This window comes from Microbacterium indicum DSM 19969, assembly GCF_000422385.1.
GTDB lineage: Bacteria > Actinomycetota > Actinomycetes > Actinomycetales > Microbacteriaceae > Microbacterium > Microbacterium indicum.
On record NZ_AULR01000003.1, the window covers coordinates 112,513 to 137,175 of the forward strand.

Annotated in this window: 15 protein-coding genes; 9 read left to right on the forward strand and 6 right to left on the reverse strand. The window is 71.7% G+C overall.

Annotation, left to right across the window (positions count from 1 at the left end; genetic code table 11):
• Nucleotides 1–39: 39 nt before the first annotated feature.
• From H576_RS14480 to H576_RS14485, 3 genes are all read left to right on the forward strand, one after another.
• Complete coding sequence (locus tag H576_RS14480; protein WP_051172230.1) at nt 40–3,504, forward strand: bifunctional proline dehydrogenase/L-glutamate gamma-semialdehyde dehydrogenase; 3,465 nt, start codon at nt 40–42, stop codon at nt 3,502–3,504.
• Nucleotides 3,505–3,801: 297 nt separating this feature from the next.
• The gene (locus tag H576_RS0105700; RefSeq protein WP_029150145.1) at nt 3,802–4,869 is read left to right on the forward strand and encodes a threonine aldolase family protein; all 1,068 of its coding nucleotides are present in this window, start codon (nt 3,802–3,804) and stop codon (nt 4,867–4,869) included.
• Complete coding sequence (locus H576_RS14485) at nt 4,866–5,378, forward strand: 2-phosphosulfolactate phosphatase (RefSeq protein WP_036319474.1); 513 nt, start codon at nt 4,866–4,868, stop codon at nt 5,376–5,378. The genes H576_RS0105700 and H576_RS14485 overlap by 4 nt, the downstream gene beginning before the upstream one ends.
• A 7-nt stretch (nt 5,379–5,385) precedes the next feature.
• Here the strand turns inward: H576_RS14485 and H576_RS0105710 are convergent, their stop codons facing one another.
• From H576_RS0105710 to H576_RS0105720, 3 genes are all read right to left on the reverse strand, one after another.
• Nucleotides 5,386–5,877 carry a SprT-like domain-containing protein gene (locus tag H576_RS0105710; protein WP_029150146.1) on the reverse strand — a complete coding sequence of 164 codons (492 nt, stop codon included), beginning with the start codon at nt 5,875–5,877 and terminating at the stop codon, nt 5,386–5,388.
• A gap of 58 nt (nt 5,878–5,935) precedes the next feature.
• Nucleotides 5,936–6,457 carry a hypothetical protein gene (locus tag H576_RS0105715; RefSeq protein WP_029150147.1) on the reverse strand — a complete coding sequence of 174 codons (522 nt, stop codon included), beginning with the start codon at nt 6,455–6,457 and terminating at the stop codon, nt 5,936–5,938.
• Between the two features lie 82 nt (nt 6,458–6,539).
• Nucleotides 6,540–7,397 (reverse strand): spermidine synthase, encoded by an 858-nt coding sequence (locus tag H576_RS0105720; RefSeq protein ID WP_029150148.1) that lies wholly within the window; start codon nt 7,395–7,397, stop codon nt 6,540–6,542.
• A gap of 118 nt (nt 7,398–7,515) precedes the next feature.
• Between H576_RS0105720 and H576_RS14490 the strand changes: the two genes are divergently transcribed.
• Complete coding sequence (locus H576_RS14490; RefSeq protein WP_036319476.1) at nt 7,516–8,673, forward strand: benzoate/H(+) symporter BenE family transporter; 1,158 nt, start codon at nt 7,516–7,518, stop codon at nt 8,671–8,673.
• Here H576_RS14490 and H576_RS0105730 read toward each other — a convergent pair.
• On the reverse strand, nt 8,642–9,517 hold the full coding sequence (locus H576_RS0105730) for a hypothetical protein (protein ID WP_029150149.1): 876 nt from the start codon (nt 9,515–9,517) through the stop codon (nt 8,642–8,644). The genes H576_RS14490 and H576_RS0105730 overlap by 32 nt on opposite strands.
• Before the next feature lie 287 nt (nt 9,518–9,804).
• Between H576_RS0105730 and rpoB the strand changes: the two genes are divergently transcribed.
• From rpoB to H576_RS16590, 4 genes are all read left to right on the forward strand, one after another.
• Complete coding sequence (gene rpoB, locus H576_RS0105735) at nt 9,805–13,284, forward strand: DNA-directed RNA polymerase subunit beta (protein ID WP_029150150.1); 3,480 nt, start codon at nt 9,805–9,807, stop codon at nt 13,282–13,284.
• Nucleotides 13,285–13,324: 40 nt separating this feature from the next.
• Nucleotides 13,325–17,200 (forward strand): DNA-directed RNA polymerase subunit beta', encoded by a 3,876-nt coding sequence (locus H576_RS0105740; protein ID WP_029150151.1) that lies wholly within the window; start codon nt 13,325–13,327, stop codon nt 17,198–17,200.
• A gap of 160 nt (nt 17,201–17,360) precedes the next feature.
• Nucleotides 17,361–19,958, forward strand: coding sequence for a zinc ribbon domain-containing protein (locus H576_RS0105745; RefSeq protein ID WP_029150152.1), 2,598 nt, complete (start codon nt 17,361–17,363; stop codon nt 19,956–19,958).
• 59 nt (nt 19,959–20,017) lie between these two features.
• A complete protein-coding gene (locus H576_RS16590; RefSeq protein ID WP_156888138.1) occupies nt 20,018–20,185 on the forward strand; it encodes a hypothetical protein in 168 nt (55 codons plus the stop codon).
• Nucleotides 20,186–20,204: 19 nt separating this feature from the next.
• Here the strand turns inward: H576_RS16590 and H576_RS0105755 are convergent, their stop codons facing one another.
• Nucleotides 20,205–20,900: an SDR family oxidoreductase gene (locus H576_RS0105755; protein WP_029150153.1), complete on the reverse strand. Its 696-nt coding sequence runs from the start codon at nt 20,898–20,900 to the stop codon at nt 20,205–20,207.
• Complete coding sequence (locus H576_RS0105760; protein ID WP_029150154.1) at nt 20,897–22,876, reverse strand: FAD/NAD(P)-binding protein; 1,980 nt, start codon at nt 22,874–22,876, stop codon at nt 20,897–20,899. Before H576_RS0105760 ends, H576_RS0105755 begins: the two co-directional genes overlap by 4 nt.
• A gap of 135 nt (nt 22,877–23,011) precedes the next feature.
• On the opposite strand from H576_RS0105760, the gene H576_RS0105765 reads away from it, so the two are divergent.
• Nucleotides 23,012–24,658 carry a TIGR04028 family ABC transporter substrate-binding protein gene (locus H576_RS0105765; RefSeq protein WP_029150155.1) on the forward strand — a complete coding sequence of 549 codons (1,647 nt, stop codon included), beginning with the start codon at nt 23,012–23,014 and terminating at the stop codon, nt 24,656–24,658.
• Nucleotides 24,659–24,663: the final 5 nt, after the last annotated feature.

Here is a 24,663-nt window from a genome sequence, read left to right on the forward strand (position 1 = left end):
GGATCCTGAAGGGACCACGATCGAGGAGCAGGAGCACCCATGACCATCGAGCAGCGCCCGGCGTCGCTTCAGACCCCCGACGCGACGGGAGGATCCGTGAGCACAGGCATCGACGCCGCGCTCGCCGAACGGGCGATCGCGCAGGTGCGCACGTGGCTCGCCGCCGCGCGCGACGAGAAGGTCGACGGAGCCGCGCGCAACCTCGCGGGCGTGCTCAGCGACCCGAAGGGGCTCGACTTCGCCGTCGGGTTCGTCGACGGCGTCGTGCGCCCCGAGGATCTGCGGGTCGCCGCGCGCGCGTTCCAGCTCGTCGCGAAGGACGTCCCGTCGTTCCTCCCCGCGCCGCTGCGCGCCCTCGTCCGGCTCGGCGGATCCGTCGCCCCCGCGTTCCCGGGGATCGTCGTCCCGATCGCGCGCCGCGTGCTGCGCGGCATGGTCCGCCACCTCATCGTCGACGCGACCGACGCCAAGCTCGGCCGCGCGCTCGCCGAGATCGCGACGCCCGGCACGCGCCTCAACATCAACCTGCTGGGCGAGGCGATCCTCGGCCAGCGCGAGGCCGACCGCCGGGTCGCCGACACGATCCGGCTCATCGAGCGCCCCGACGTCGACTACGTGTCGATCAAGGTCTCCTCGACGGTCGCGCCGCACAGCCTCTGGGCGCACGAGCAAGCCGTCGCCCACGCGGTCGACGCGCTCGCGCCCGTCTACGAGGCCGCGCTCGCGCACGACACGTTCCTCAACCTCGACATGGAGGAGTACAAGGACCTCGACCTCACGATCGACGTGTTCCAGGCGATCCTCGAGCGGCCCGCGTTCCGCGACGTCCGCGCCGGGATCGTGCTGCAGGCCTACCTGCCCGACTGCCTCGGAGCGATGATCCGCCTCCAGGAGTGGGCGGCGCGGCGCGTGGCCGGAGGGGGACGTCCCATCAAGGTGCGCGTCGTCAAGGGCGCGAACCTGCCGATGGAGCAGGTCGACGCGGAGACCCACGACTGGCCGCTCGCGACGTGGCCGTCGAAGCGGCACACCGACGCGGGGTACAAGCAGGTCCTCGACTACGCCCTGACGCCCGAGCGCCTCGCGAACGTGCACCTCGGCATCGCGGGTCACAACCTCTTCGACGTCGCGCTCGCGAAGCTCCTCGCCGAGAAGCGCGGGATCCCGCTCGGCGCCGGATCGCCCGTCGAGTTCGAGATGCTCCTCGGCATGGCGACGGCGCAGGCGGCCGTCGTCCGGCGCGACGTCGGCGAGCTGCTGCTCTACACGCCCGTCGTCCACCCGCAGGAGTTCGACGTCGCGATCGCCTACCTGATCCGCCGGCTCGAGGAGGGCGCGAGCCCCGACAACTTCATGTCGGCCGTGTTCGACCTCGACGCCGACGCCGCGCTGTTCGACCGCGAGCGGGACCGATTCCTCGCCGCGATCTCGGCGATTCCCACGGGGATCCCGGCGCCGCACCGCGTCATGGACCGCACGCTCCCCGCCGCGGCCGGGCCGCGCGGCGCCTTCCGGGGCACGCCGGACACCGACCCCGCCGTCGCCGTCAACCGCGCGTGGGCCGCGGGGATCCGCTCGCGCATGCAGGGTTCGGAGCTCGGCGCCGCGACCCTCGCCGCGTACACGCTCGAGACGCCCGAGCAGCTCGACGCCGTCCTCGAGGCGGCCGCCGCGTCGGGATGGGGATCCGTCCCGCTCGCCCATCGCGTCGAGATCCTGCACCGCGCGGGCGACGCGCTCCAGGCGCGCCGGGCCGACCTGCTCGAGGTCATGGGATCCGAGGCGGGCAAGGTCATCGAGCAGGGCGACCCCGAGGTCTCGGAGGCGATCGACTTCGCGCACTTCTACGCGGCGTCGGCCGAGCGCCTCGCGGACGTCGACGGCGCGGCGTACGCGTTCGCGCGCATCACCGCCGTGATCCCGCCGTGGAACTTCCCGGCCGCGATCCCCGCCGGGGGCGTCCTCGCGGCGCTCGCCGCGGGATCCGCCGTCGTCTTCAAGCCGGCGCCGCAGGCCGCGCGCACGGGGGCCGTGATCGCGGAGGCACTCTGGGAAGCCGGGGTCCCGCGCGACGCCCTGCACCTCGTGGGTCTCGAGGAGGGCACGCTGGGCGCGCGGCTGATCGCGGATCCGCGCGTCGACCAGGCGATCCTCACGGGCGCGTACGAGACCGCCGAGCTGTTCCGGTCCTTCCGGCGCGACCTGCCGCTGTACGCCGAGACGAGCGGCAAGAACGCGATCATCGTCACGCCCAGCGCCGACTACGACCTCGCCGCGAAGGACATCGCCTACAGCGGGTTCGGGCACGCGGGGCAGAAGTGCTCGGCCGCGTCGCTCATCGTGCTCGTCGGATCCGTCGCGCGGAGCGAGCGCTTCCGCCGCCAGCTGCTCGACGCGACGAGCGGCTACGAGGTCGGCATGCCGTGGACCGAGGGCGCGCGGATCGGGCCCGTCATCGAGCCCGCCCAGGGCAAGCTGCTGCGCGGCCTCACGGAGCTCGAGGCCGGGCAGTCGTGGCTCGTCGAGCCGCGGCGCATCGGCGACGCGCTCTGGACCCCCGGGATCCGCGACGGCGTCCGGCCGGGGAGCGAGTTCCACCTGACGGAGTACTTCGGGCCCGTCGCCGGGATCATCGCCGTCGACACCCTCGACGAGGCGATCGAGGTCGTCAACGCCGTCGACTACGGGCTGACGTCGGGGCTGCACTCGCTCGACGTGTCGGAGATCCAACGCTGGCTCGGATCCATCCAGGCGGGCAACGCCTACGTCAACCGCGTCACGACGGGGGCCATCGTGCAGCGGCAGCCCTTCGGCGGGTGGAAGCGGTCGGCGGTCGGCGCGGGCACGAAGGCGGGCGGGCCGAGCTATCTCTTCGGCCTCGGGTCCTTCGCCCCCGCCCCGGTCGCGTCGACGACCGGGCTCGACGACCTCGGCCGTCGGGCGCTCGCCTCGGCGCCGTCGCCGTGGCTCGAGGGCGCGCTGCGCACCGACGTCGACGCGTTCGCCGCCGAGTTCGGGGTCGCCCGCGACGTGCAGTCGCTCGCGCTCGAGCAGAACGTGCTGCGCTACGTGCCGACGGCCGTGACGGTGCGGTTCGAGGGGGCGGACGCGGCCGAGCTCGTGCGCGTCGTTGCGGCGGGGGTCCGGGTCGGCGCCCCCGTGCGGGTGTCGGCGGCCGATGCCGTGCCCTCCGCGGTCGCGGAGTGGCTCGCGTCCGCGGGCGTTCCGGTCGAGGTCTCGGCCGGATACGACTGGGCGCGGGCCCTCGTGTCGGGCGGCGGCCGCGTTCGGCTCGTCGGCGGGTCGGCGGATCCGATCCTCGAGGCCACGGGCGGCGCCCCGGACGTCGCGATCTACGACGGGCCCGTGACGGCCGCGGGCCGCGTCGAGACGCTGCCCTTCGTCAAGGAGCAGGCCGTGTCGATCACGGCCCACCGCTTCGGCAACCCGCGCCGCTACGAGGTCCCGGTGGTCGCGGGCACGGCCGGCCTCGTCGCCCGGTAGCCCGGCCCCGCCGCAGGACTACGGCAGATCCGGCCGGATCTGCCGGGACACGCCGGGTTCGGCCCGCCGGGGTCCTGTTTCTGCCGTGGTTGTGCCCGGCGGGTGCCGGGACGGGGTGCCGGCGAGGGCCCGGGAACCCGCCCCACCTGTCCTGGGGTCTGGTCCCCGCCGCCCCGGGCAGGAGTACGGCAGATCCGGCCGGACCTGCCGGGACACGCCGGGTTGTGCCCGCCTGGGTGCTGTTTCTGCCGTAGTCGTGCCCGGCGGGGGCAGGATCCCGGTGAATAGAGTGGATCCGTGAAGAGCCTGCACGACACCGACCTCCGCGGATTCGCGTCCGACAACTACGCGGGAACCCACCCCGAGGTGCTGGAGGCGCTCGCCGCGGCCAACGGCGGCCACGCCGTGTCGTACGGCGAGGATCCCTACACGGCGGCGCTCCAGGAGCGGTTCGCGGAGCTCCTCGGCGACGGCGTCGCCGCCCACCCCGTGTTCAACGGCACGGGCGCCAACGTCGTGAGCCTGCAGAGCATGGTCACCCGCTGGGGCGGCGTCATCGCGCCGGCGATCGCGCACATCAACACCGACGAGGGCGGGGCGCCGGAGAAGGTCGGCGGGTTCAAGATCCTGCCCGTCGCGACGCCCGACGCGAAGCTCACCCCGGATCTCGTCCGGGCGCACGCGGGATCCCGCGGCGTCCACACGATCGTGCCGCAGGTCGTCTCGATCACACAGTCGACCGAGCTCGGCACGCTCTACGCCGTCGAGGAGATCCGCGCGATCGCCGACGCCGCCCACGAACTGGGCCTCACGGTGCACATGGACGGCGCGCGCATCGGCAACGCGGCCGCCGCGCTGCGCCTCCCGCTCCGCGCGTTCACCCGCGACGCGGGCGTCGACGTCCTGAGCTTCGGCGGCACGAAGATCGGCGCGATGGGCGCCGAGGCCGTCGTGGTCCTGAACCCCGACGCCGTCGCGGGGACCGAGTTCCTGCGCAAGAGCACGATGCAGCTCGCGAGCAAGATGCGCTTCGTGTCGGCGCAGCTCCTCGCGCTGCTGGAGGACGACCTCTGGATCCGCTCGGGCGCGCACGCGAACGCCATGGCCGCCCGTCTCCGCGCGGCGCTCGAGGAGCGCGCGATCCCCGGAGTCTCGTTCACGCAGGCGACGGAGTCGAACGGCGTCTTCGCGATCCTGCCGGAGGGCGTCGCCGACCGGGTGCGCGAGCACGTGCGCTTCTACGACTGGAACTCGGCGACCCGCGAGGTGCGCTGGCTGACCTCGTGGGACACGACCGAGGCCGACGTCGACCGCTTCGTCGACCTGATCGCGCGCTACGCCGCGCCGAATAGCCTGGACGCATGACCCACGCGCGCAGCCAGGCCACCTACCAGGTCCGACTCGGATGGGGCGCCGCGGCGCTCGAGCTCCTGGAGCCCGCCGACGTGATCGTGGTCGTCGACGCGATCGGATCCTCACCCGCCCTCGAGCGAGCGGCGCAGGACCGCGCGGACATCGTGTTCGCGGCGTCGCTCCGGAACGCGACGGCGACGGCGCGCGCCGTGTACGCCGCGCAGCGGGAGCGCGCGGCGCGCACCTCGATCGCGCTCGTCCTCGCGGGCGACGACGGCGCCTTCGCCGTCGAGGACTACCTCGCGGCCGGCGCCGTCGCGGACGGCCTCTCGGCGCTCGGCATCGACCACACGGCGCCCGACGCCGCCGTCGCGGGCGAGGGCTTCCACGGCCTCACGCGCGCGCTCAAGCACCTGCTCTCGTCGAGCGCGACGGGGCTCGCCCTCGCCGAGGAGGGCCGCCGCGAGGAGGTCCTCGCCGCCGCGGCTCTCGACGCCGACGACGCGGCGCGCCGCCTCTGAACCGCCGTCAATCGCGGGGCGTCTGCGCCGCGACGCGGTCGGCGCGCGTGATCTCGCGCCGCGCCCAGCTCAGCTCGTAGGCCGGGTCGTACCGGCGCGAGCAACGGGTGCACGAAGACGCGCGCGTCGGCCGGCGGTGCCGGTAGACGACGTGGCCGTTGGGGCAGGTGCCGATCCAGGGCGCGAGCTCGACGGCCGTCTCGCCGCGGTGCGTCGTCCCACCCTCGTACCCGAGGTCGCGCGCGATCCGCAGCCACGCGGCGGAGTGCCCCGCGCCGGGGCCCGCGAGCGCGTGCGCGACCTCGTGCAGGAGCGTCTGGTGGATCTCGTCGTCGTCGAACCGCGCCGCGAGGTAGCGCGACACCGAGATCCGCCGCCGCGTGTAGTCGCACAGCCCCGCCCGCCGCTTGGCGTTGTCGAAGGCGAACGTCCACGACGGGTCGAGATGCATGCGGATCAGCGCATCGGCCCACACGCGTACGCGGTTGAGATCGGACATGTCCCTCACGGTAGAGCGTCGGTCCGACACGCGAACCCGGAGGACGCCGGGCCCGGCGTCAGGCGCTGCGCGCCGACCGGTGCCGCTCGGCCGCCTCGACGAACGCCGAGGCCTGCTCGATCTGCTCCTCGTCGGATCCGAGATCCTGGCGCAGCGAGAGCTCGCGGCGGAAGTCGGCGCGCGCGCCGTCGAAGTCGCCGGCGTCGTAGCGCACGCGGCCGCGGTGCGAGTGCGCGAGCGCGCTGATCCGGGGCCACCCCTGGCCCTCGGCCTCCTCGATGCACGTCGTGAGCTCGCCCTCGGCGGCCGTCAGACGGCCGAGCAGCTGGTTCACCGATGCGTGGACGATGCGGGCGTGCAGCAGGTCGCGGCGCGTGCCCGACATGCGCGCGAGCCGGACGGTGCGCTCCGAGACCTCGCGCGCTTCGTCGAGCTCGCCCAGGACCTTCAGCAGCCACACCTGCTCGAGCTGCGCCGTGAAGCTGCGCTGCGGCCGCACCTCGACGAGGCGCTCGTACACGCCCTCGCGGTCGACGTTCTCACGCAGAGTCTCGGGGTCGTATCCCTGGATGAAGCCCACGCCCTGATCCCTTCACGCAGACGGCAGTACGAGGATCCAGTCTGCAGGGTCGCGCCTCGGTGTCGGCTCCGGCGCGCGGCGGTCAGCCAAACAGGGTCGGAGACGGCAGGGGCGATGCGGTCGCGTCGGCGTCGGTCGCCGGCAGCGCGCCGCCGATGAACTCGTCGATCTCGCGGCCCTCGGCGACCTTCGCGGGGTGCGGGCCCGCGGCCATGAGGCGCGGCAGCCACTCGGACGGCAGGGGCGAGGCCGACGCCGCCATGACGAGGTTGCCGAACCGGCGGCCCTTGAGGGTCTGCACCTCGGCGAGGATCGCGACGTTCGGCAGCACCTCTCGGATCGTCGCCGCCTGCCGCCGCGCGAAGCGCAGGCCCGTGCCGTCGGCGACGTTCACGAGCAGCACGCCGCGGGGCGCGAGGAGCGCCGCCGCCTCGCGGTAGAACTCGACGGTCGTGAGGTGGGCGGGAGTCTGCGCGCCCGAGTACACGTCGCTCACGAGGAGGTCGACGGATCCCCGCATCGACGCGGGCATGCGGGCGAGCCCCTCGCGGGCGTCGCCGATGCGCACGCGGATCTGGGCGTCGCGGGGGAGGGGCAGGCTCTCGCGCACGAGGTCGACGAGCGGCTGCTCGATCTCGACGACCTGCTGCCGGGATCCGGGGCGCGAGTGCGCGACGTAGCGGGGGATCGTGAGCCCTCCCGCGCCGAGGTGCACGGCCGTGAGCGGCCCCGCGGGCAGCTGGTCGATGACCGCGCCCATGCGCGCGACGTACTCGAAGGCGAGGTACGACGGGTCGGCGAGGTCGACGTGCGACTGGGGCGTGCCGTCGACGATGAGCTCATACCCGGATCCGAACTCGCTTGGGCGGATCTCGGCGGTCCCGCCTCCCGCGAGGCGCGCGTGCGGGAAATCGGCGTCCTTGGATCTCTGCCTGCCCATGCCCTCATTGTCCCCCGGGGCAGGAGTACGGCGGATCTCGCCGGCGGGGTCCGGATCCGCCCGATCCGGGCTCCGGCCGCGAAATCTGCCGTACTTCTGCCGTCGATAGCCTGGCGGGATGCGCGCACTGACACTCGCCGGGATCACCGCGACCCTCACGGGTTTCACGAGCTCGGCGGCCGTCGTCCTCGCGGGTCTCCGGGCGATGGGGGCGACGCCGACGCAGGCCGCGTCGGGCCTCGTCGCGGCGTGCGTTCTGCAGGCGATCGCGATGCTCTGGGCGACGCGGCGCACGCGGATCCCCCTCATGATCGTCTGGTCGACGCCCGGCATGGCGCTCCTCGCCTCGGCGTCCGCGCCGCAGGGCGGCTTCCCCGCCGCCGTCGGCGCGTTCCTCGTCACGGGCGCCCTCATCGTGCTCACCGGCTTCTGGCCCCTCCTCGCGCGCCTCGTGACGTCGATCCCGACCCCGATCGCGCAGGCCATGCTCGCGGGGGTCCTCGTCCAGCTGTGCCTCAAGCCCGTCGCGGGGGCGATCGCCGACCCCGCCGTGATCCTCCCGCTCGTCGTCGTGTGGCTCGCGCTCATGCGCTTCGCCCCGACCTGGGCGTCGACAGCAGCCTTCGCGGCCGGGCTCGTCGCGCTCGGGGTCGAGGCGATCGCGGGCGACGGCGTCGACGGCCGGATCCTCCCCGCGCTCGAGTTCGTCGCGCCGACCCTCGACGGGGGAGCGATCGTCGGGATCGCGCTCCCGCTCTACGTCGTGACGATGGCGTCGCAGAACCTGCCGGGCACGGCGATCCTCGCGTCGTACGGCTACCGCGCGCCGTGGCGCTTCACGATGGGGCTCACGGGCGTCGGTTCCATGGTCTCGGCGCTGTTCGGCGGCGGCACGCTCAACATGGGTGCCCTCACGACCGCGATGGTCGCGTCGCCCGACGCGCATCCCGACCCGGCCGAGCGCTGGAAGGGCGTGCGGGTCATGGGCATCGGCTACGGCGTGATGGCGGTCTTCGCGACGGCCCTCATGGCGCTCAGCGACGTGGATCCCGCCGTCCTCGCGGCCGTCGCGGGTCTCGCGCTGATCCCGACGCTCGCCTCGTCGCTGACGGCGGCGGTGTCGGACACCGCGCACAGGCTCCCCGCCGTCGTGACCTTCCTCGTCGGCGCGAGCGGCGTCACGATCCTCGGGATCGGGGCGGCGTTCTGGGCGCTGCTCGTCGGCCTCGTCGCCTACGCCGTGCTCAGGCCGCGGGCGCCTGCGGCCGGCCGGTGAGCCGGCCCGTCACGGTGACGGCGCCGCCCGACAGGTCGACTGCCACGTCGGTCAGGCCGAGGGCGTCGCGCACGGCCGCGATGCGCGGGATCACGGGGGTCACGCGGCGCTCGATGCGCGGCCACACGAGCTGGGTGAGGCGCTTGGCCGTCCCCGTCGACGGGTCGACCGAGACCGTGCCGTTCGGCGCGACCGTGACGTCGAAGCCGACGGATCCGGGCAGCGGCACGGGGCCGAGCTTGATCGAGCCCTTGATCGTCACGTCGAACATGCGCGGCCCGATCGTCGAGATCGCGATGCGGAGCTTCGACAGCGACGAGAACGGCACGATCTTCTTCATCACGGGGTCGGCGACGCGCGAGGCGATCCGCGCGAGGCTCTCGAGGGTGATCGAGGCGCGGAAGTCGCCATCGATCGCGCCGGACTCGGGCGTTCCGAAGGCCCCCGCGAGCCCGTCGCGCGAGACGACGGCCCAGTCGACGGGGAGCGGGCGCGCCGTGAGCGACGCCGAGAACGGCTCGCCCGCGACCGTCGCGGGGTCGGCGACGACGCGCACCGAGGGGATCTCTCCCGGCGTGCGCGAGACGACCTCGTCGCGCGACGGATCCGGGACCCAGTCGGCGAGGAGCGGGCGCATGCGCGTGGCCTCGATCTCGGCCGACGCGCCGGTCGCGTCGATGTCGATCGACAGGTCGTCGGCGACGCGCACGCCCGGCGCATCGCCCCACGAGACCGCGACGCCCGCGGTCGCGAGGTCGGCGACGATCTGCTCGATCCCCGCCAGGAGGCTCGGGGCCGTCGGCGGCCACTCGGTCACGGTCGTCAGCTGCCACGGCCACTTCATGCGGCCAGCCTAGGGGACGAGACGACCTGTTCCGCGCGTCTTATACCCGCGGGTCGAACCCGAGTCAACTACCGAGCTGGACAGCGCGTGTCGCGTGGGGTATCTTAGGTATTTGCGCTCATTGGGTCTTCCCTGCCTTCATATGGTGGTCGGCGGGACGGATCCCCAGATCCCCGCAGATAGCGGCGCGGGTCGGATCGGGATCCGCTGGAACGGGTGAGCGCGCCTCACACACCTGTCGGCAAGGATAACGGCGCCCCTCACACGGGCCCACGGAGGTCATCCCCTTGGCTGCTTCGCGCAACGCATCCAACCCCACCACCAAGAACGGCCGCGATGCGTCGCGTCTGTCGTTCGCCAAAGTTCAGGACGCTCTGACCGTCCCCGACCTGCTCGCGCTCCAGACCGAGTCGTTCGACTGGCTCGTCGGCAACGACGCCTGGAAGGCGCGCGTCGAGGCGGGCACTGAGACCGGCGGCCGCAGCGGACTCGAGGAGATCTTCGAGGAGATCTCTCCGATCGAGGACCTCGCCGAGACGATGCAGCTGTCGTTCGCGAACCCGTACCTCGAGCCCGAGAAGTACTCCATCGAGGAGTGCAAGGACCGCGGCAAGACCTACTCGGCCCCCCTCTACGTCGAGGCCGAGTTCATGAACCACCAGACGGGCGAGATCAAGACCCAGACGGTGTTCATGGGCGACTTCCCGCTGCAGACCAGCGAGGGCACGTTCATCATCAACGGCACCGAGCGCGTCGTCGTGTCGCAGCTCGTCCGTTCGCCCGGCGTCTACTTCGACAAGACCGCCGACAAGACGTCCGACAAGGACATCGTCTCGGCCCGCGTGATCCCGAGCCGCGGCGCGTGGCTCGAGTTCGAGGTCGACAAGCGCGACCAGGTCGGCGTGCGCATCGACCGCAAGCGCAAGCAGTCGGTCACGGTCTTCCTCAAGGCGCTCGGCCTCACGAGCGAGCAGATCCTCGAGGAGTTCGCGGGGATCGCGTCGATCGAGGACACCCTCGCGAAGGACACCGTCCTGACGCAGGAGGAGGCCCTCCGCGACATCTACCGCAAGCTGCGCCCGGGCGAGCAGGTCGCCTCCGAGGCCGCGCGCTCGCTCCTCGACAACTTCTACTTCAACCCGAAGCGCTACGACCTCGCGAAGGTCGGCCGCTACAAGGTCAACCAGAAGCTCGGTCTCGCCCGCGAGATGAGCGACTCGGTCCTCTCGGTCGAGGACATCGTCGCGACGATCAAGTACATGGTCCTGCTGCACCGCGGCGACGAGACCATGGAGGGCGTCAACCGCCAGGGCGAGGTCGTCGACCTGCGCATCGCGACGGACGACATCGACAACTTCGGCAACCGCCGCATCCGCGCGGTCGGCGAGCTGATCCAGAACCAGGTCCGCACGGGCCTGTCGCGCATGGAGCGCGTCGTCCGCGAGCGCATGACGACGCAGGACATCGAGGCGATCACGCCGCAGACCCTGATCAACGTCCGCCCCGTCGTGGCCGCGATCAAGGAGTTCTTCGGGACCTCGCAGCTCTCGCAGTTCATGGACCAGAACAACCCGCTCGCTGGCATCACGCACAAGCGCACGCTGTCGGCGCTCGGCCCGGGTGGTCTGTCGCGCGAGCGCGCAGGCGTCGAGGTGCGCGACGTGCACCCCTCGCACTACGGCCGCATGTGCCCGATCGAGACGCCTGAAGGCCCGAACATCGGCCTCATCGGCCGCCTCGCGACCTTCGGCCGCATCAACTCGTTCGGCTTCATCGAGACCCCGTACCGCCGCGTCGTCGACGGCAAGGTCACCGACCAGATCGACTACCTCTCGGCGTACGAGGAGCAGCCCTTCAACACGGCTCCCGCGAACACCGAGCTGAACGCCGACGGCTCGTTCGTCAACGAGCGCGTGCTCGCCCGCCAGCACGGCGACGAGGTCGACCTCATCCCCGCGAGCGAGGTCGGCTACATGGACATCTCGCCGCGCCAGATGGTGTCGGTCGGAACCGCCCTGATCCCGTTCCTCGAGCACGACGACGCGAACCGCGCCCTCATGGGTGCGAACATGCAGCGCCAGGCCGTTCCGCTCCTCCGCCCCGAGGCGCCGCTCGTCGGCACGGGCATGGAGAAGTTCGCGGCGATCGACTCGGGCGACTCGATCATCGCCGACAAGGCGGGCGTCGTCATCGACGTCACGGCCGACTACGTCACGCTGCAGCTCGACGAGGGCGGCACGCAGGACTTCTTCCTGCGCAAGTTCGACCGCTCGAACCAGGGGAACACCTACAACCAGCAGGCGATCGTCCGCATGGGCGACCGCGTCGAGATCGGCGAGGTCATCGCCGACGGCCCCTCGACCGACAACGGCGAGCTCGCGCTCGGCAAGAACCTCATGATCGGGTTCATGTCGTGGGAGGGCTACAACTACGAAGACGCGATCATCCTGAACCAGCGCCTGGTGAAGGAGGACGAGCTCACCTCGATCCACATCGAGGAGTACGAGGTCGACGCCCGCGACACGAAGCTCGGCAAGGAGGAGATCACCCGCGACCTCCCCAACGTCAGCCCCGAGCTGCTGAAGGACCTCGACGAGCGCGGCATCATCCGCATCGGCGCCGAGGTCCGCCCCGGCGACATCCTCGTCGGCAAGGTCACGCCGAAGGGCGAGACCGAGCTCTCGGCCGAGGAGCGCCTGCTCCGCGCGATCTTCAACGAGAAGAGCCGCGAGGTCCGCGACACGTCGCTCAAGGTGCCCCACGGTGAGCAGGGAACGATCATCGCGGTCAAGGAGTTCGACGCCGAGGAGGGCGACGACGAGCTGGGCTCGGGCGTCAACCGCCGCGTCGTGGTCTACATCGCGCAGAAGCGCAAGATCACCGAGGGTGACAAGCTCTCGGGCCGCCACGGCAACAAGGGCGTCATCGCGCGCATCATGCCCGAGGAGGACATGCCCTTCCTCGCCGACGGCACGCCGCTCGACGTGATCCTGAACCCCATGGGAATCCCCGGTCGAATGAACTTCGGCCAGGTCCTCGAGGTCCACCTCGGCTGGATCGCCAAGCAGGGCTGGAAGATCGAGGGCGACCCCGAGTGGGCCGCTGAGCTCCCCGAGTCGTTCAAGGACGTCGCCCCCGGCACGCCCGTCGCCACCCCGGTGTTCGACGGCGCGCACGAGGACGAGGTCCGCGGCCTGCTCGACTCGACGCTGCCCACGCGCGACGGCGAGCGCCTCATCGACAGCTCGGGCAAGGCCCAGCTGTTCGACGGCCGCACGGGCGAGCCGTACCCGTTCCCGATCGCGGTCGGGTACATGTACATCCTGAAGCTGCACCACCTCGTCGACGACAAGATCCACGCGCGTTCGACGGGCCCGTACTCGATGATCACCCAGCAGCCGCTCGGTGGTAAGGCGCAGTTCGGCGGTCAGCGCTTCGGCGAGATGGAGGTGTGGGCCCTCGAGGCCTACGGCGCCGCCTACGCCCTGCAGGAGCTGCTCACGGTGAAGTCCGACGACATCCTCGGCCGCGTCAAGGTGTACGAGTCGATCGTCAAGGGCGAGAACATCCCGGAGCCCGGCATCCCCGAGTCCTTCAAGGTGCTCATGAAGGAGATGCAGTCGCTCTGCCTGAACGTCGAGGTGCTCGGCGCCGACGGCCAGCCCGTCAGCCTCCGCGACACCGACGACGAGGCCTTCCGCGCTGCGGAGGAGCTCGGCATCAACATCTCGAGCCGATTCGAGTCCGCCTCGATCGACGAGATCTGATCCGCCGCCCGATATAGAGATTTCCCACACAGGAGAAAAATTGCTCGACGCAACTTCTTTCGATGAGCTTCGTATCGGCCTGGCGACCGCCGACGACATCCGCCGTTGGTCCTTTGGCGAGGTCAAGAAGCCCGAGACGATCAACTACCGCACCCTGAAGCCCGAGAAGGACGGTCTGTTCGGTGAGCAGATCTTCGGCCCCTCGCGCGACTGGGAGTGCGCCTGCGGCAAGTACAAGCGCGTGCGCTTCAAGGGCATCGTGTGCGAGCGCTGCGGTGTCGAGGTCACGAAGTCGTCCGTGCGCCGTGAGCGCATGGGCCACATCGAGCTCGCCGCCCCCGTCACGCACATCTGGTACTTCAAGGGCGTCCCCTCGCGCCTCGGCTACCTGCTCGACATGGCGCCGAAGGACCTCGAGAAGGTCATCTACTTCGCCGCGTACATGGTGATCTCGGTCGACGAGGAGGCCCGCCACCGCGACCTCCCCACGCACGAGAACAACCTGCGCCTCGAGATCAAGGCGGTCACCGACCGTCGCGACTCGCGCGTCGCCGCTCGCCTCCAGAAGCTGGAGGAGGAGCTCGCGGCTCTCGAGGCCGAGGGCGCCAAGGCCGACCAGAAGAAGAAGACCAAGGACGCCGCCGAGAAGGAGATGGCGACCATCCGCAAGCGCGCGGATGAGCAGGTCTCGAAGCTCGAGCGCATGTGGGAGGAGTTCCGCACGCTCGAGGTCGGCCAGCTGAAGCCCGAGGACGACGTCTTCCAGGAGCTCCAGGACCGCTTCGGCCAGTACTTCGACGCCCGCATGGGCGCCGAGGCGCTGCAGATGCGCCTCGCCGAGTTCGACCTGGCCGCCGAGGCCGAGTCGCTGCGCCTGCAGATCGCCGAGGGCAAGGGCCAGCGCAAGATCCGCGCGATCAAGCGCCTGCGCGTCGTCAGCTCGTTCCTCTCGACCGGCATGACGCCGGCCGCGATGGTCCTCGACGTCGTTCCCGTGATCCCGCCCGAGCTCCGCCCCATGGTGCAGCTCGACGGCGGCCGCTTCGCCACGAGCGACCTCAACGACCTCTACCGTCGCGTGATCAACCGCAACAACCGCCTGCGTCGCCTGCTCGACCTCGGTGCCCCCGAGATCATCGTGAACAACGAGAAGCGCATGCTGCAGGAGGCCGTCGACGCGCTGTTCGACAACGGCCGCCGCGGTCGCCCCGTCACGGGCACCGGCAACCGCGCCCTCAAGTCCCTCAGCGACATGCTGAAGGGCAAGCAGGGTCGCTTCCGCCAGAACCTGCTTGGCAAGCGCGTCGACTACTCGGGCCGTTCGGTCATCGTCGTCGGCCCGCAGCTCAAGCTGCACCAGTGCGGTCTGCCCAAGCAGATGGCGCTCGAGCTGTTCAAGCCGTTCGTGATCAAGCGCCTGATCGACCTCGGTCACTCGCAGAACATCAAGGCCGCGAAGCGCGCCGTGGAGCGCACGCGCCCCGAGGTGTGGGACGTCCTCGACGAGGTCATCCGCGAGCGCCCCGTTCTGCTGAACCGCGCGCCCACGCTGCACCGTCTGGGCATCCAGGCGTTCGAGCCCCAGCTCGTCGAGGGCAAGGCGATCCAGCTGCACCCGCTCGTCTGCACGGCGTTCAACGCCGACTTCGACGGCGACCAGATGGCCGTCCACCTGCCCCTGTCGGTCGAGGCCCAGGCCGAGGCGCGCGTCCTCATGCTCGCCTCGAACAACATCCTCAAGCCGTCGGACGGCCGCCCCGTGACCCTGCCCTCGCAGGACATGATCATCGGCCTCCACCACATCACCACCGTCAAGGAGGGTGCTGTCGGCGAGGGCCGCGTGTTCGGCACGGTCGATGAGGCGCGCATGGCGTACGAGGAGGGCACGCTCGACCTGCAGGCGAAGGCGCGCATCTTCCAGCCCGGTCTCGCGTTCCTCGAGGGCGACGCCCCCGAGAACTACGAGACGAGCGGTCTCGTCGACGCCTCGCTCGGCCAGATGATCTTCAACGACCAGCTGCCGAAGGGCTACCCCTTCGTCCGCGAGCAGGCCGACAAGGGCAAGCTCTCGGAGATTGTCAACAAGCTGGCCGAGGAGTACCCCAAGGTCACGACCGCCGAGACGCTCGACAAGATCAAGGACGCCGGCTACTTCTGGGCCACGCGTTCGGGTGTCACGGTCGCGCTGAGCGACATCGTGACGCCGCCGGCCAAGGCCGAGCTCGTCGCCGAGTACGAGAAGGAAGCCGCCGCGATCACCCGCAAGGGCGAGACCGGTCGCTACACCGAGGACGAGGTCCGCGCCGACCTCGTCAAGCTCGGCTCCGACCTCGAGAAGCGCCTCCAGCAGGAGATGCGCGACGCGTTCCCCAAGGACAACACCATCTACCGCATGGTGTCGTCGGGTGCACGAGGCAACTGGCTCCAGATCCGCAACATCGCCGCGATCCGCGGCCAGGTGGCGAACACCCGTGGTGAGACGATCCCGCGCCCGATCCTGTCGTCGTTCCGCGACGGCCTGACCTCGGCCGAGTACTTCATCGCCACGCACGGTGCCCGCAAGGGTCTGGCCGACACGGCCCTCCGCACGGCCGACTCGGGTTACCTGACCCGTCGTCTGGTCGACGTCTCGCAGGACGTGATCATCCGCGAGGAGGACTGCGGCACGTCGAAGGGCCTCGTCTACCCGATCGCCGAGAAGCTCGAGGACGGCACGCTCGTCAAGGACTCCAACGTCGAGAACGCGGTGTTCGCCCGCAGCCTCGCGGAGGACGTCGTGGCCGAGGACGGAACGGTCCTCGCGAAGCGCAACGACGACATCGGCGACCCGCTGATCAACAAGCTCGTCGCGGCGGGCATCACCGAGATCAAGGTCCGCTCGGTCCTGACGTGCGACTCGGCCGTGGGCGTCTGCGCCCACTGCTACGGCCGCTCGCTGGCCACCGGCAACCTGGTCGACATCGGCGAGGCCGTCGGCATCATCGCGGCCCAGTCGATCGGCGAGCCCGGCACGCAGCTCACGATGCGCACGTTCCACACCGGCGGTTCGGCCGGCGCCGACGACATCACGCAGGGTCTTCCCCGCGTGCAGGAGCTCTTCGAGGCCCGCACCCCGAAGGCCGCGTCGCCGATCGCCGAGGCCAACGGCCGCATCACGATCGAGGAGACCGAGAAGGGCAAGAAGGTCATCCTGACGCCCGACTCGGGCGACGAGGTCGTGGTCTACCCGGTGCTCAAGCGCGCGACGCTGCTCGTCGAGGACGGCCAGCACGTGAACGTGGGCCAGGCGATCCAGGTCGGCACGCTCGACCCCAAGGAGATCATGCGCGTGCAGGGCGCTCGCGAGGCGCAGAAGTACCTCGTGAACGGCGTGCAGGGCGTGTACCGCTCGCAGGGTGTGCCGATCCACGACAAGCACATCGAGGTCATCGTGCGCCAGATGCTGCGGAAGGTCACCGTGGTCGACCACGGCGAGACCGACCTGCTGCCGGGCGAGATGGTCGACATGCGCCACTACCAGGACGTGAACCGCAAGTCGGTCGCCGAGGGCAAGCGCCCCGCCTCGGGTCGCCCCGAGCTCATGGGCATCACGAAGGCCTCGCTCGCGACCGAGTCGTGGCTGTCGGCCGCATCGTTCCAGGAGACCACCCGCGTGCTCACCGAGGCGGCCCTCCAGGGCAAGCGCGACCCGCTGATCGGTCTCAAGGAGAACGTCATCATCGGAAAGCTGATCCCGGCCGGTACGGGCCTCGCCAAGTACCGCGACGTGGTCGTCGAGGCGACCGAGGAGGCGAAGAGCGAGCGGTACCCCAACCGCATCTTCGCGTCGGACGGCGCCTTCGCCGAGGGCGATTACAGCTACGTCGACTTCGACGCGTTCTCGACCGACGACTTCACGCCGGGTACGTACAACTGATCGGGCGGCCGGAGCTGAGCGCTCCGGCCCCTGACCGGCTCAGGGCCCCGGGATCTGCGGATCCCGAGGCCCTTCGTTGTTCGTCATCCATTTGCTCCGCGGTTCCCGGCGTCGATATCCTCGCACGTGCATATACCAGCATCGTCACTGGGGGAATGATATGAGCGACCAGCCCGAGCAGCCGCCCGCACCGCAGCAGCCCGTCCCGGCGCAGCCGGTCGCGCCGCCCGAGCCGGTCGCCGCGGCGCCCGCCCGGCCGAGCTTCCTGGCCGCGATCACGCCGGGCCAGTGGCTCTCGTCGCTGTGGCTCGGCGGCCTCGCGCTCGCGGGATCCCTCGCCGTGAGCCTCGTCACGGTCCTCCTCGCCGTCATCGGCATCTCGACGAGCGGCGACCTGCCGGACGACGTGGCCGGGATGATCGGCGGCATGTGGTTCGCGGCCGTGTTCCAGTTCGTCGGCATGGGCTTCCTCAGCCCCGCGAGCGCGCGGATCCAGCCGGGTGAGAACCTCGAGGGCGTCCTCGGGTTCTTCTCACCCGAGCTCGCGCAGGTGAGCGGAAGCGTGAGCGTCCTCGTTCCGCTCCTCCTCATCCCCGCCGGCACGATCGCGGTGGTCCTGATCTTCGGCCGCCGCGTCGTCGGGGCGGACGTCGCCGCGTCGCGCGGCCAGCGCTTCGCCCTCGCCGCGGCCGCGGGGCTCGGCTTCGCGCTCGTGATGCTCCTCCTGCAGACTCTGGTCCCCATCAGTGCGACGGTCCCGGGCATCGCGCCCGTCGCCCTCCGGGCGATCTCGCTGTGGGGCGTCATCCTCATGGCCGTCGTCGGCGCAGGCTCCGCCTACGTCGTGCTGGGCGAGCGCCCGCGCGTCGCCGGGCCCTGGCGCGATGCGGCCGTGCACGCGGTCCAGCACCTCGGCGCCTACGCCGCGCTCCTCGGCGTCGCGAGCTACGTCGTCGCGATCGTGCGGGCCGCTGACGGCGACGGCCCCGTCGGCGCGATGCTGCTCCTCGCGCCCGTGCTCCTCCCGTTCGTCGCCGTCGACGCGCTGACGGTCGGGATGTTCGGGCTCCTCATCGGATCCGGATCCCTCACCTCGTTCGTCGGGAACTCGCAGACCGTCGGCATGTTCTCCGACTTCCTGCCGCTGTGGCTGCGCATCGTGCTCCCGATCGTCACGGTCCTCGTGATCGTCGTGGCGGGCCTCCGCTGGCGGGTGCGCGCGGGCGCCGCGCGCACGGGCGCCGTGTCGTGGCTCGTCCTGCCCGTCGCGTACGGCGCCGCCGGGCTCATCGTCCTCGCGTTCGGCACGGTGTCGGCGGGCGCGACCGTCGCGAGCTTCGCCGGGTTCTCGGGGGCGTTCGGGCCCGCGCCCTGGGCGTTCCTGCTCTTCGCCCTCGTCGGCCTCGCGGTCGATGCGATCGCCCGCTTCGCCGCGGCCCCGATCGCAGGGATCCTGCCCGCCGGCGTCGTCTCGGTCCTGACCTGGGGCGTGCCGCGCCCCGGTTCCGTGCCGGCCGCGGCGCCCGCCGCTGCGCCAGCCCCGGTCCTTCCCGCGGGCTACGCGGCCGCCGCGCTCGGCGACACCGCGGCTCCCACGGTTCCCCTCGAGCCCGTCGCTCCCACGGCTCCCGCGGCCGACCCGCTCGTCCCCTCGAAGCCGATGAGCCGCCGCGCGAAGCTCGCCTGGGCGTGGTCCGCGGGCGGCGTGGCGGTCGTGGCGCTCCTCGTGATCGGGGGCTTCGTCGCGCACGGCCAGCTCGCGCAGACGACCTTCGGGCCGCAGGCGAAGGCCGAGGCCTACCTCGAGGCCCTCGTCGACGGAGACGCCGAGACCGCCACCGAGCTCTGGGACCCGAACGTCACCTCGGGCGAGCGCGTGCTCCTCACCGACGCCGTGTACGGCGCGGCCGAGGATCGGCCGACCGCGTACGAGATCACCGACGTCCAGTCGTACGAGGGGTCCGCGACGGTCTCGGCGACGCTCACGGTCGACTCCAAGAGCTACCCCGTGACGCTCGAGATGGCGACGTCCGGCCGGCAGGCGGTTCTCTGGGACGACTGGCGCATCGCGCAGGGCCCGCTGCAGTACATCTCGCTCGGCGACGTCTCGGGCGTCACGACGGTCAACGGTGCGACGGTCGACCTCACGGGCGTCTCGCCGACGGCCGAGGAGGTCGCGCAGTCGGGTCCCGTCACGATCCCCGTGCTCCCCGGCAGCTACACCTTCCAGGCGCCGGAGTCGACGGGCGTGTTCACCTACGGCGACGACCAGACGATCACGGTGCTCCCGGGAACGACCGACGGCGGGTTCTTCGACGGCATCGGCGGCGACACCGAGATCGCCCACTTCGAGGCGACCTGGACCGACGAGGCGCAGGAGGACGCGATCGCGCAGGTCAAGGACCGGATCGCGGGCTGCATGACGAGCGACCGCTTCGAGCCGACCGACTGTCCCAACACGCTCGACATGTACGAGTCGGGCTACGGCGCCGTCACCGGGATCACGCGCTCGTGGGCCGAGGAGCCCACCTACTCGTTCTCGACGGAGGACGACGCGTCGTGGTTCTCGAGCGACTCGGGCCCCGCCGTCGTCATCGAGGGCGGCGAGATGACGATCGACTACCAGTGGCGCTACGACGACGAGGACGACTGGGAGGACGAGTCCGACACCGAGTACAGCGTGTACGGATACGGCACCCGGGTCCCCGTCGAGGCGAACGACGACGGGACCGTGACGGTCGACTTCTCGGAGTTCTGATCGGCCGCCTCGGGGCCCCGGATCCGCGGATCCGGGGCCCCGAGGCCTACCCTGGAACGATGGCGAAGGGCGGACGCAGCTGGACGGCGACGATCATCGGCATCGTGATCGCGGTGGCGGTCATCGCCCTGCTGCTGTGGGCGGCCCTGCCGCTCTTCCCGGCCGTCGGCGACTGGCTCGACGAGATCTTCTTCGGCTTCTTCGACTGGCTGCGCGCGCAGGGCTGAGGCCCCGAGCGCGGCCGGCTCAGAGGCGCGCGATCTCCTGGCGCGGGCGCAGCGCGACGTCGGTGATCTGGGCGTCGGCCGGCAGGTCGACGAGTCCGCGCACGGCTCCGGCGACGGTCTCGGGGCGGATGTAGCGCTCGGGCGTGTACGAGCCCTCGGGCGTCGAGGCGCGCAGCATCGCGGTGTCGGTCTGGCCGGGCGCGAGCGTGACGACGCGGATCCGGTTGCGCTCCTCGTCGATCCGCAGCACGTCGGCGACGGCCCGCAGGGCGTGCTTCGTCGCGGTGTACACGGCGCTGCCCGGCACGGACTTCGTGCCGGCGCCCGAGCCGATGAAGACGACCGTGGCCTCGGCGGCTCGCAGCGCGGGGAGCAGGGCGCGGGTCAGGAGTGCGGGGCCGATGACGTTGGTCGCGAGCGCGCGGGCCCAGAGCGCGGCGTCTGCGTCTTCGACCGACACGTGGCCGCTGATCGCGGCCGCGTGCACGAGGACGTCGACGCGGGGGAGCGACGCGCCGAAGGCGGCGAGGGCGTCGGCGTCGGCCAGCTCGACGGCGTGGGGCTCGATGCCGAGCTCGGCGAGCGCCGCGAGGGCGTCCGCGTCGCGGCCCAGCGCGTGGACGGTGTGGGTGCGCGCCAGGTCTCGGGCGATCGCGCCGCCCATCCCTCCTGTGGCTCCCGTGACGACGGCGACGGGGCGGGTGGTCTCGGTCATGCGGTGGCCTCCAGGGCGGTGCGGAGAAGGGATGCCGCGACGCGGTCGGTCTCGCGCAGCATCGTGGGGTCGGATCCGGGCATGGGGCTGATGACGGCGTCGTGCATCGCGGCGTCGATCGGGATCCCCGAGATGTGCAGCGCGGGATCGGGCGTCCCGTCGGCGCGGATCGCGCGACCCGTCGCGGGGTCGACGTCGAACGCCTCGGTCGTCTGGGGAGCGCCGGACGCGGCGGGGGCGCGGAAGGGGCGGATCCTCCCGGCGGCCTCGAGGGAGGCGACGAGCGGGTCGGCGCTCGCGCGTACGTCATGGGAGTGCATCCACGCATCGACGAGGGCGCGCGCCGTGATGCCGGAGCGCGCCACGGCGGGCGCCTCGGCGCGGAACCCGTCGTCGCCGACTGCGACGATCGCGGCGGGGCCGAGGAAGCGCACGAGACCCGCGGCGTGGAGCGCGAGCAGCTGGCGGTTGCGGAACGCGGGCGGGCCCGATCCGACCATGCCGCCCACCGACATGAGCTCGCGGAACGCCGAGCGGCGCGACTCGGCGTTCAGGCCGCCGAAGGAGCCGACGCGCGACACGAAGGCGCGCGATGCGGAGATCGACCAGAGCGCGGCCTTCACGAGGCTGCGGGATCCCCGCTCGGCCTCGGCGAGGTCGGCGGCGACGAAGGCCGCGACCCACGCGTCGAACGCGGCGGGGGAGTCCCACCGCTCGTCGGCGCCGGGGTATGCCTCGGCGATGAGGTCGATCGGCTCGGCGCCCGTGAGGTGCGGGCGGATCGCGTCGGCGAGGCGGCGCGCGATCTCGCGGGTGCGGTCGCGGAGGGCGCCGCGCACCTCCACATCGCACGCGTCGATCGCCGACTGGGCGGCGTCGAGGTCGATGGAGCCGGGCGAGACCCGCGCGAGCGCGTCGCACCAGTCGGCGTACGCGTCCTGGAGGATGAGCGGCCACATGCGGGCGTCGACGTCGATGGGGCGCGGCTCGGCCGCCCAGTCGACGGCACGCAGGTGCCGCAACGGGGCCTTGGGCGGGAGGGATCCGTAGAGCGCCTTGGCGCGGAACGGCACGCCGCGGTGCGAGGTCACGTGGAGGATCGGCTCGCGCCCGGACGGCTCGTAGCGGAGCCCGCCCGGCGCGGCCGCGTCGGCGACGAAGCGCCCGCCTCGGCCCGCCGTCACGAGCGCCATCGCGTCGAAGAAGCCCATGCCGAGGCCGCGCACGATCGCGTGCCCGCCCGCGGGGATCCGGTCGAGGTCCTGGTCGACGGGGCTGTCGGGCCGCACCCACACGAGATCGGGGTCGGCCGCGACCGCGCGCGTGAGGTCCTCCTCCTCGGGCGTCTCGGTGCGCGGCAGCCAGCCGGTCGCGGCGACGACGGCGTCGGCCGAGACGACGGACCCGTCCGAGAGGGCGAGGCGCTCGCGGCCGCCCTCGCGGTCGATCCGCGTCACCCGAGCCGTGTGCATCGCGAGCGAGACCCCCGCGGGGAGCGCGGCGGCGGCCCGGTCGAAGCACCACGAGATGTACTCGCCGTACAGGGCGCGGCTCGGGTGCGACTCGGGCCGCTGTCCCTCGAGCTCGTCGCGGTACTCGTCGACGAACCCGGGGCGGACGGGCGTGCGCTCGAACACGGCGCGGTGCGCCGCAGGGACCCCCGCCGCGGCGGGGCCGCCGAGCGCCAGCATGCACCACTCGTGCAGCGTCGGGCCCGCGACGACGGGGCCCGTCATCGTGACGGACGCGTCGGGGAAGAGCGTCACGGCGTCGGCGAGCGTGTTCATGTACAGCTGTCGGCTCTGGTCGGTGCGCCAGATCCGCCCCGCGCCCACCTGGGTGTCGTCGACGATGCGGACGTCGAGCACCGCGTCCGAGCCCGCGAGGCGCGCCCCGATGCGCTCGAGGATCGACACCCCGCGGGGCCCGCCGCCGATGATCGCGATCGTCGGGCGGGGGTCCTGCGGAGCACTCATGGATTCCATCCTCCCGCCGCGGGGCGGCGGGAGGCCTCCGGGGCGCCCTCGATGACGAACTGTGACCGCAGACGCGGCCCAGTGCGCTCCCGGCGTGCTGAAATCGAACTCTTCCCATTTCCCAAGGAGATCCCCATGCCACGTCTGTCCCGCGCCCTCGCCGCAGCCGCATCCGTCGTCGCGATCGGGGCGCTCGTCGCCGGCTGCTCGGGCGGATCGTCCGGGGCGGGTGCGACGGGCGAGCCGCACGAGGGCGGCACGCTGACGTACCTCGAGCCGCAGACCTGGCAGACGCTGTACCCGCCCGCCGGCGGCTTCTACCCCAACGGCGGCGTCATCAACAACATCACCGACCGCCTGCTCTACCAGGACCCCGAGACGCTCGAGCTCGAGCCCTGGATCGCGAGCGACTGGGAGGTGAACGACGACGCGACCGAGTACACGTTCACGATCCGCGACGGCGTGACCTACTCCGACGGGACGCCGCTCGACGCCGAGAACGTCGCGGCGAACTTCGATCTCTTCGGCCTCGGCGACCCCGACCGCGCGCTGTCGGTGTCCGAGGCGATCAACAACTACGAGTCGAGCGAGGTCACGGGCGACGACACCGTCGTCTTCCACTTCTCGGCTCCCTCGCCCGGCTTCGCCCAGGCGACCTCGACGATCAACTCGGGCCTCGTGTCGAACTCGACGCTCGAGCGCACGGGCGACGAGTTCGGCCCCGGCAACGCGGCCGAGATCATCGGATCCGGCCCCTTCGTCGTCTCCGACGAGCAGATCGGCACGCAGCTGTCGCTCGAGGCGCGCGACGACTACGACTGGGCCCCGCCGTCGCTCGACCACCAGGGCCGCGCCTATCTCGACGGCATCGACTACATCGTCGCGGGCGAGGACAGCGTGCGCGTCGGAACCGTCACGTCGGGCCAGGCGGACATCGCCCGCCAGATCGAGGCTCCCGACGAGGCGCAGTTCGACGCCGACGGCCTCGAGATCGTCGCCGCCGCCACGAACGGCGTGAACAACGGCCTGAACTTCCGCTTCCGCAACCCGCTCCTCAGCGACATCCGGGTGCGCCAGGCGATCATCGCGGGCATCGACCGCCAGGCGATCATCGACACCCTCTTCAGCGACAGCTACACGCTCGCGACGGGCGCCCTCGCGTCGACGGCTCTCGGTTACGTCGACACCTCGGACTCCTACGTCTACGATGAGGACCAGGCGAACGCGCTGCTCGACGAGGCCGGCTGGGAGCTGAACGGCGACGGCCTGCGCGAGAAGGACGGCCAGACCCTGACGCTCACGTTCAACGAGGCGCTGCCGCAGCCGCGCTCGCGCGAGGTCGTGACCCTGATCCAGGAGCAGCTCGCGAAGATCGGGATCGGCGTCGAGCTGTTCCCCGGCGACCAGGCCGCCCAGGACGAGGCACGCCTCTCGAGCGACACGATCCAGGTGTACCACTCCATGGTCGGCCGCGCCGACTACGACGTCCTCAAGTCGCAGTACTCGGGCGACAACCGCAACTCGCTTCTGAACTACGACACGTCCGACGAGTCGTACGGCGACCAGGAGCTGCAGGATCTGCTCGACGAGGTCGCCTCGGAGCCCACCGAGGAGGGCCGCGCCCAGGCGTCGGCCGACGCGCAGCAGCGCATGGCGGACGAGGCGTACATCCTGCCGCTCTTCGAGGAGCCCCAGGTGTTCGGACTGCAGAGCGACGTGAAGGACTTCTCGACCGAGTCGGTCGGCCGCCCGTCGTTCTACGCCACGTGGCTCGACCGGTGACGCCC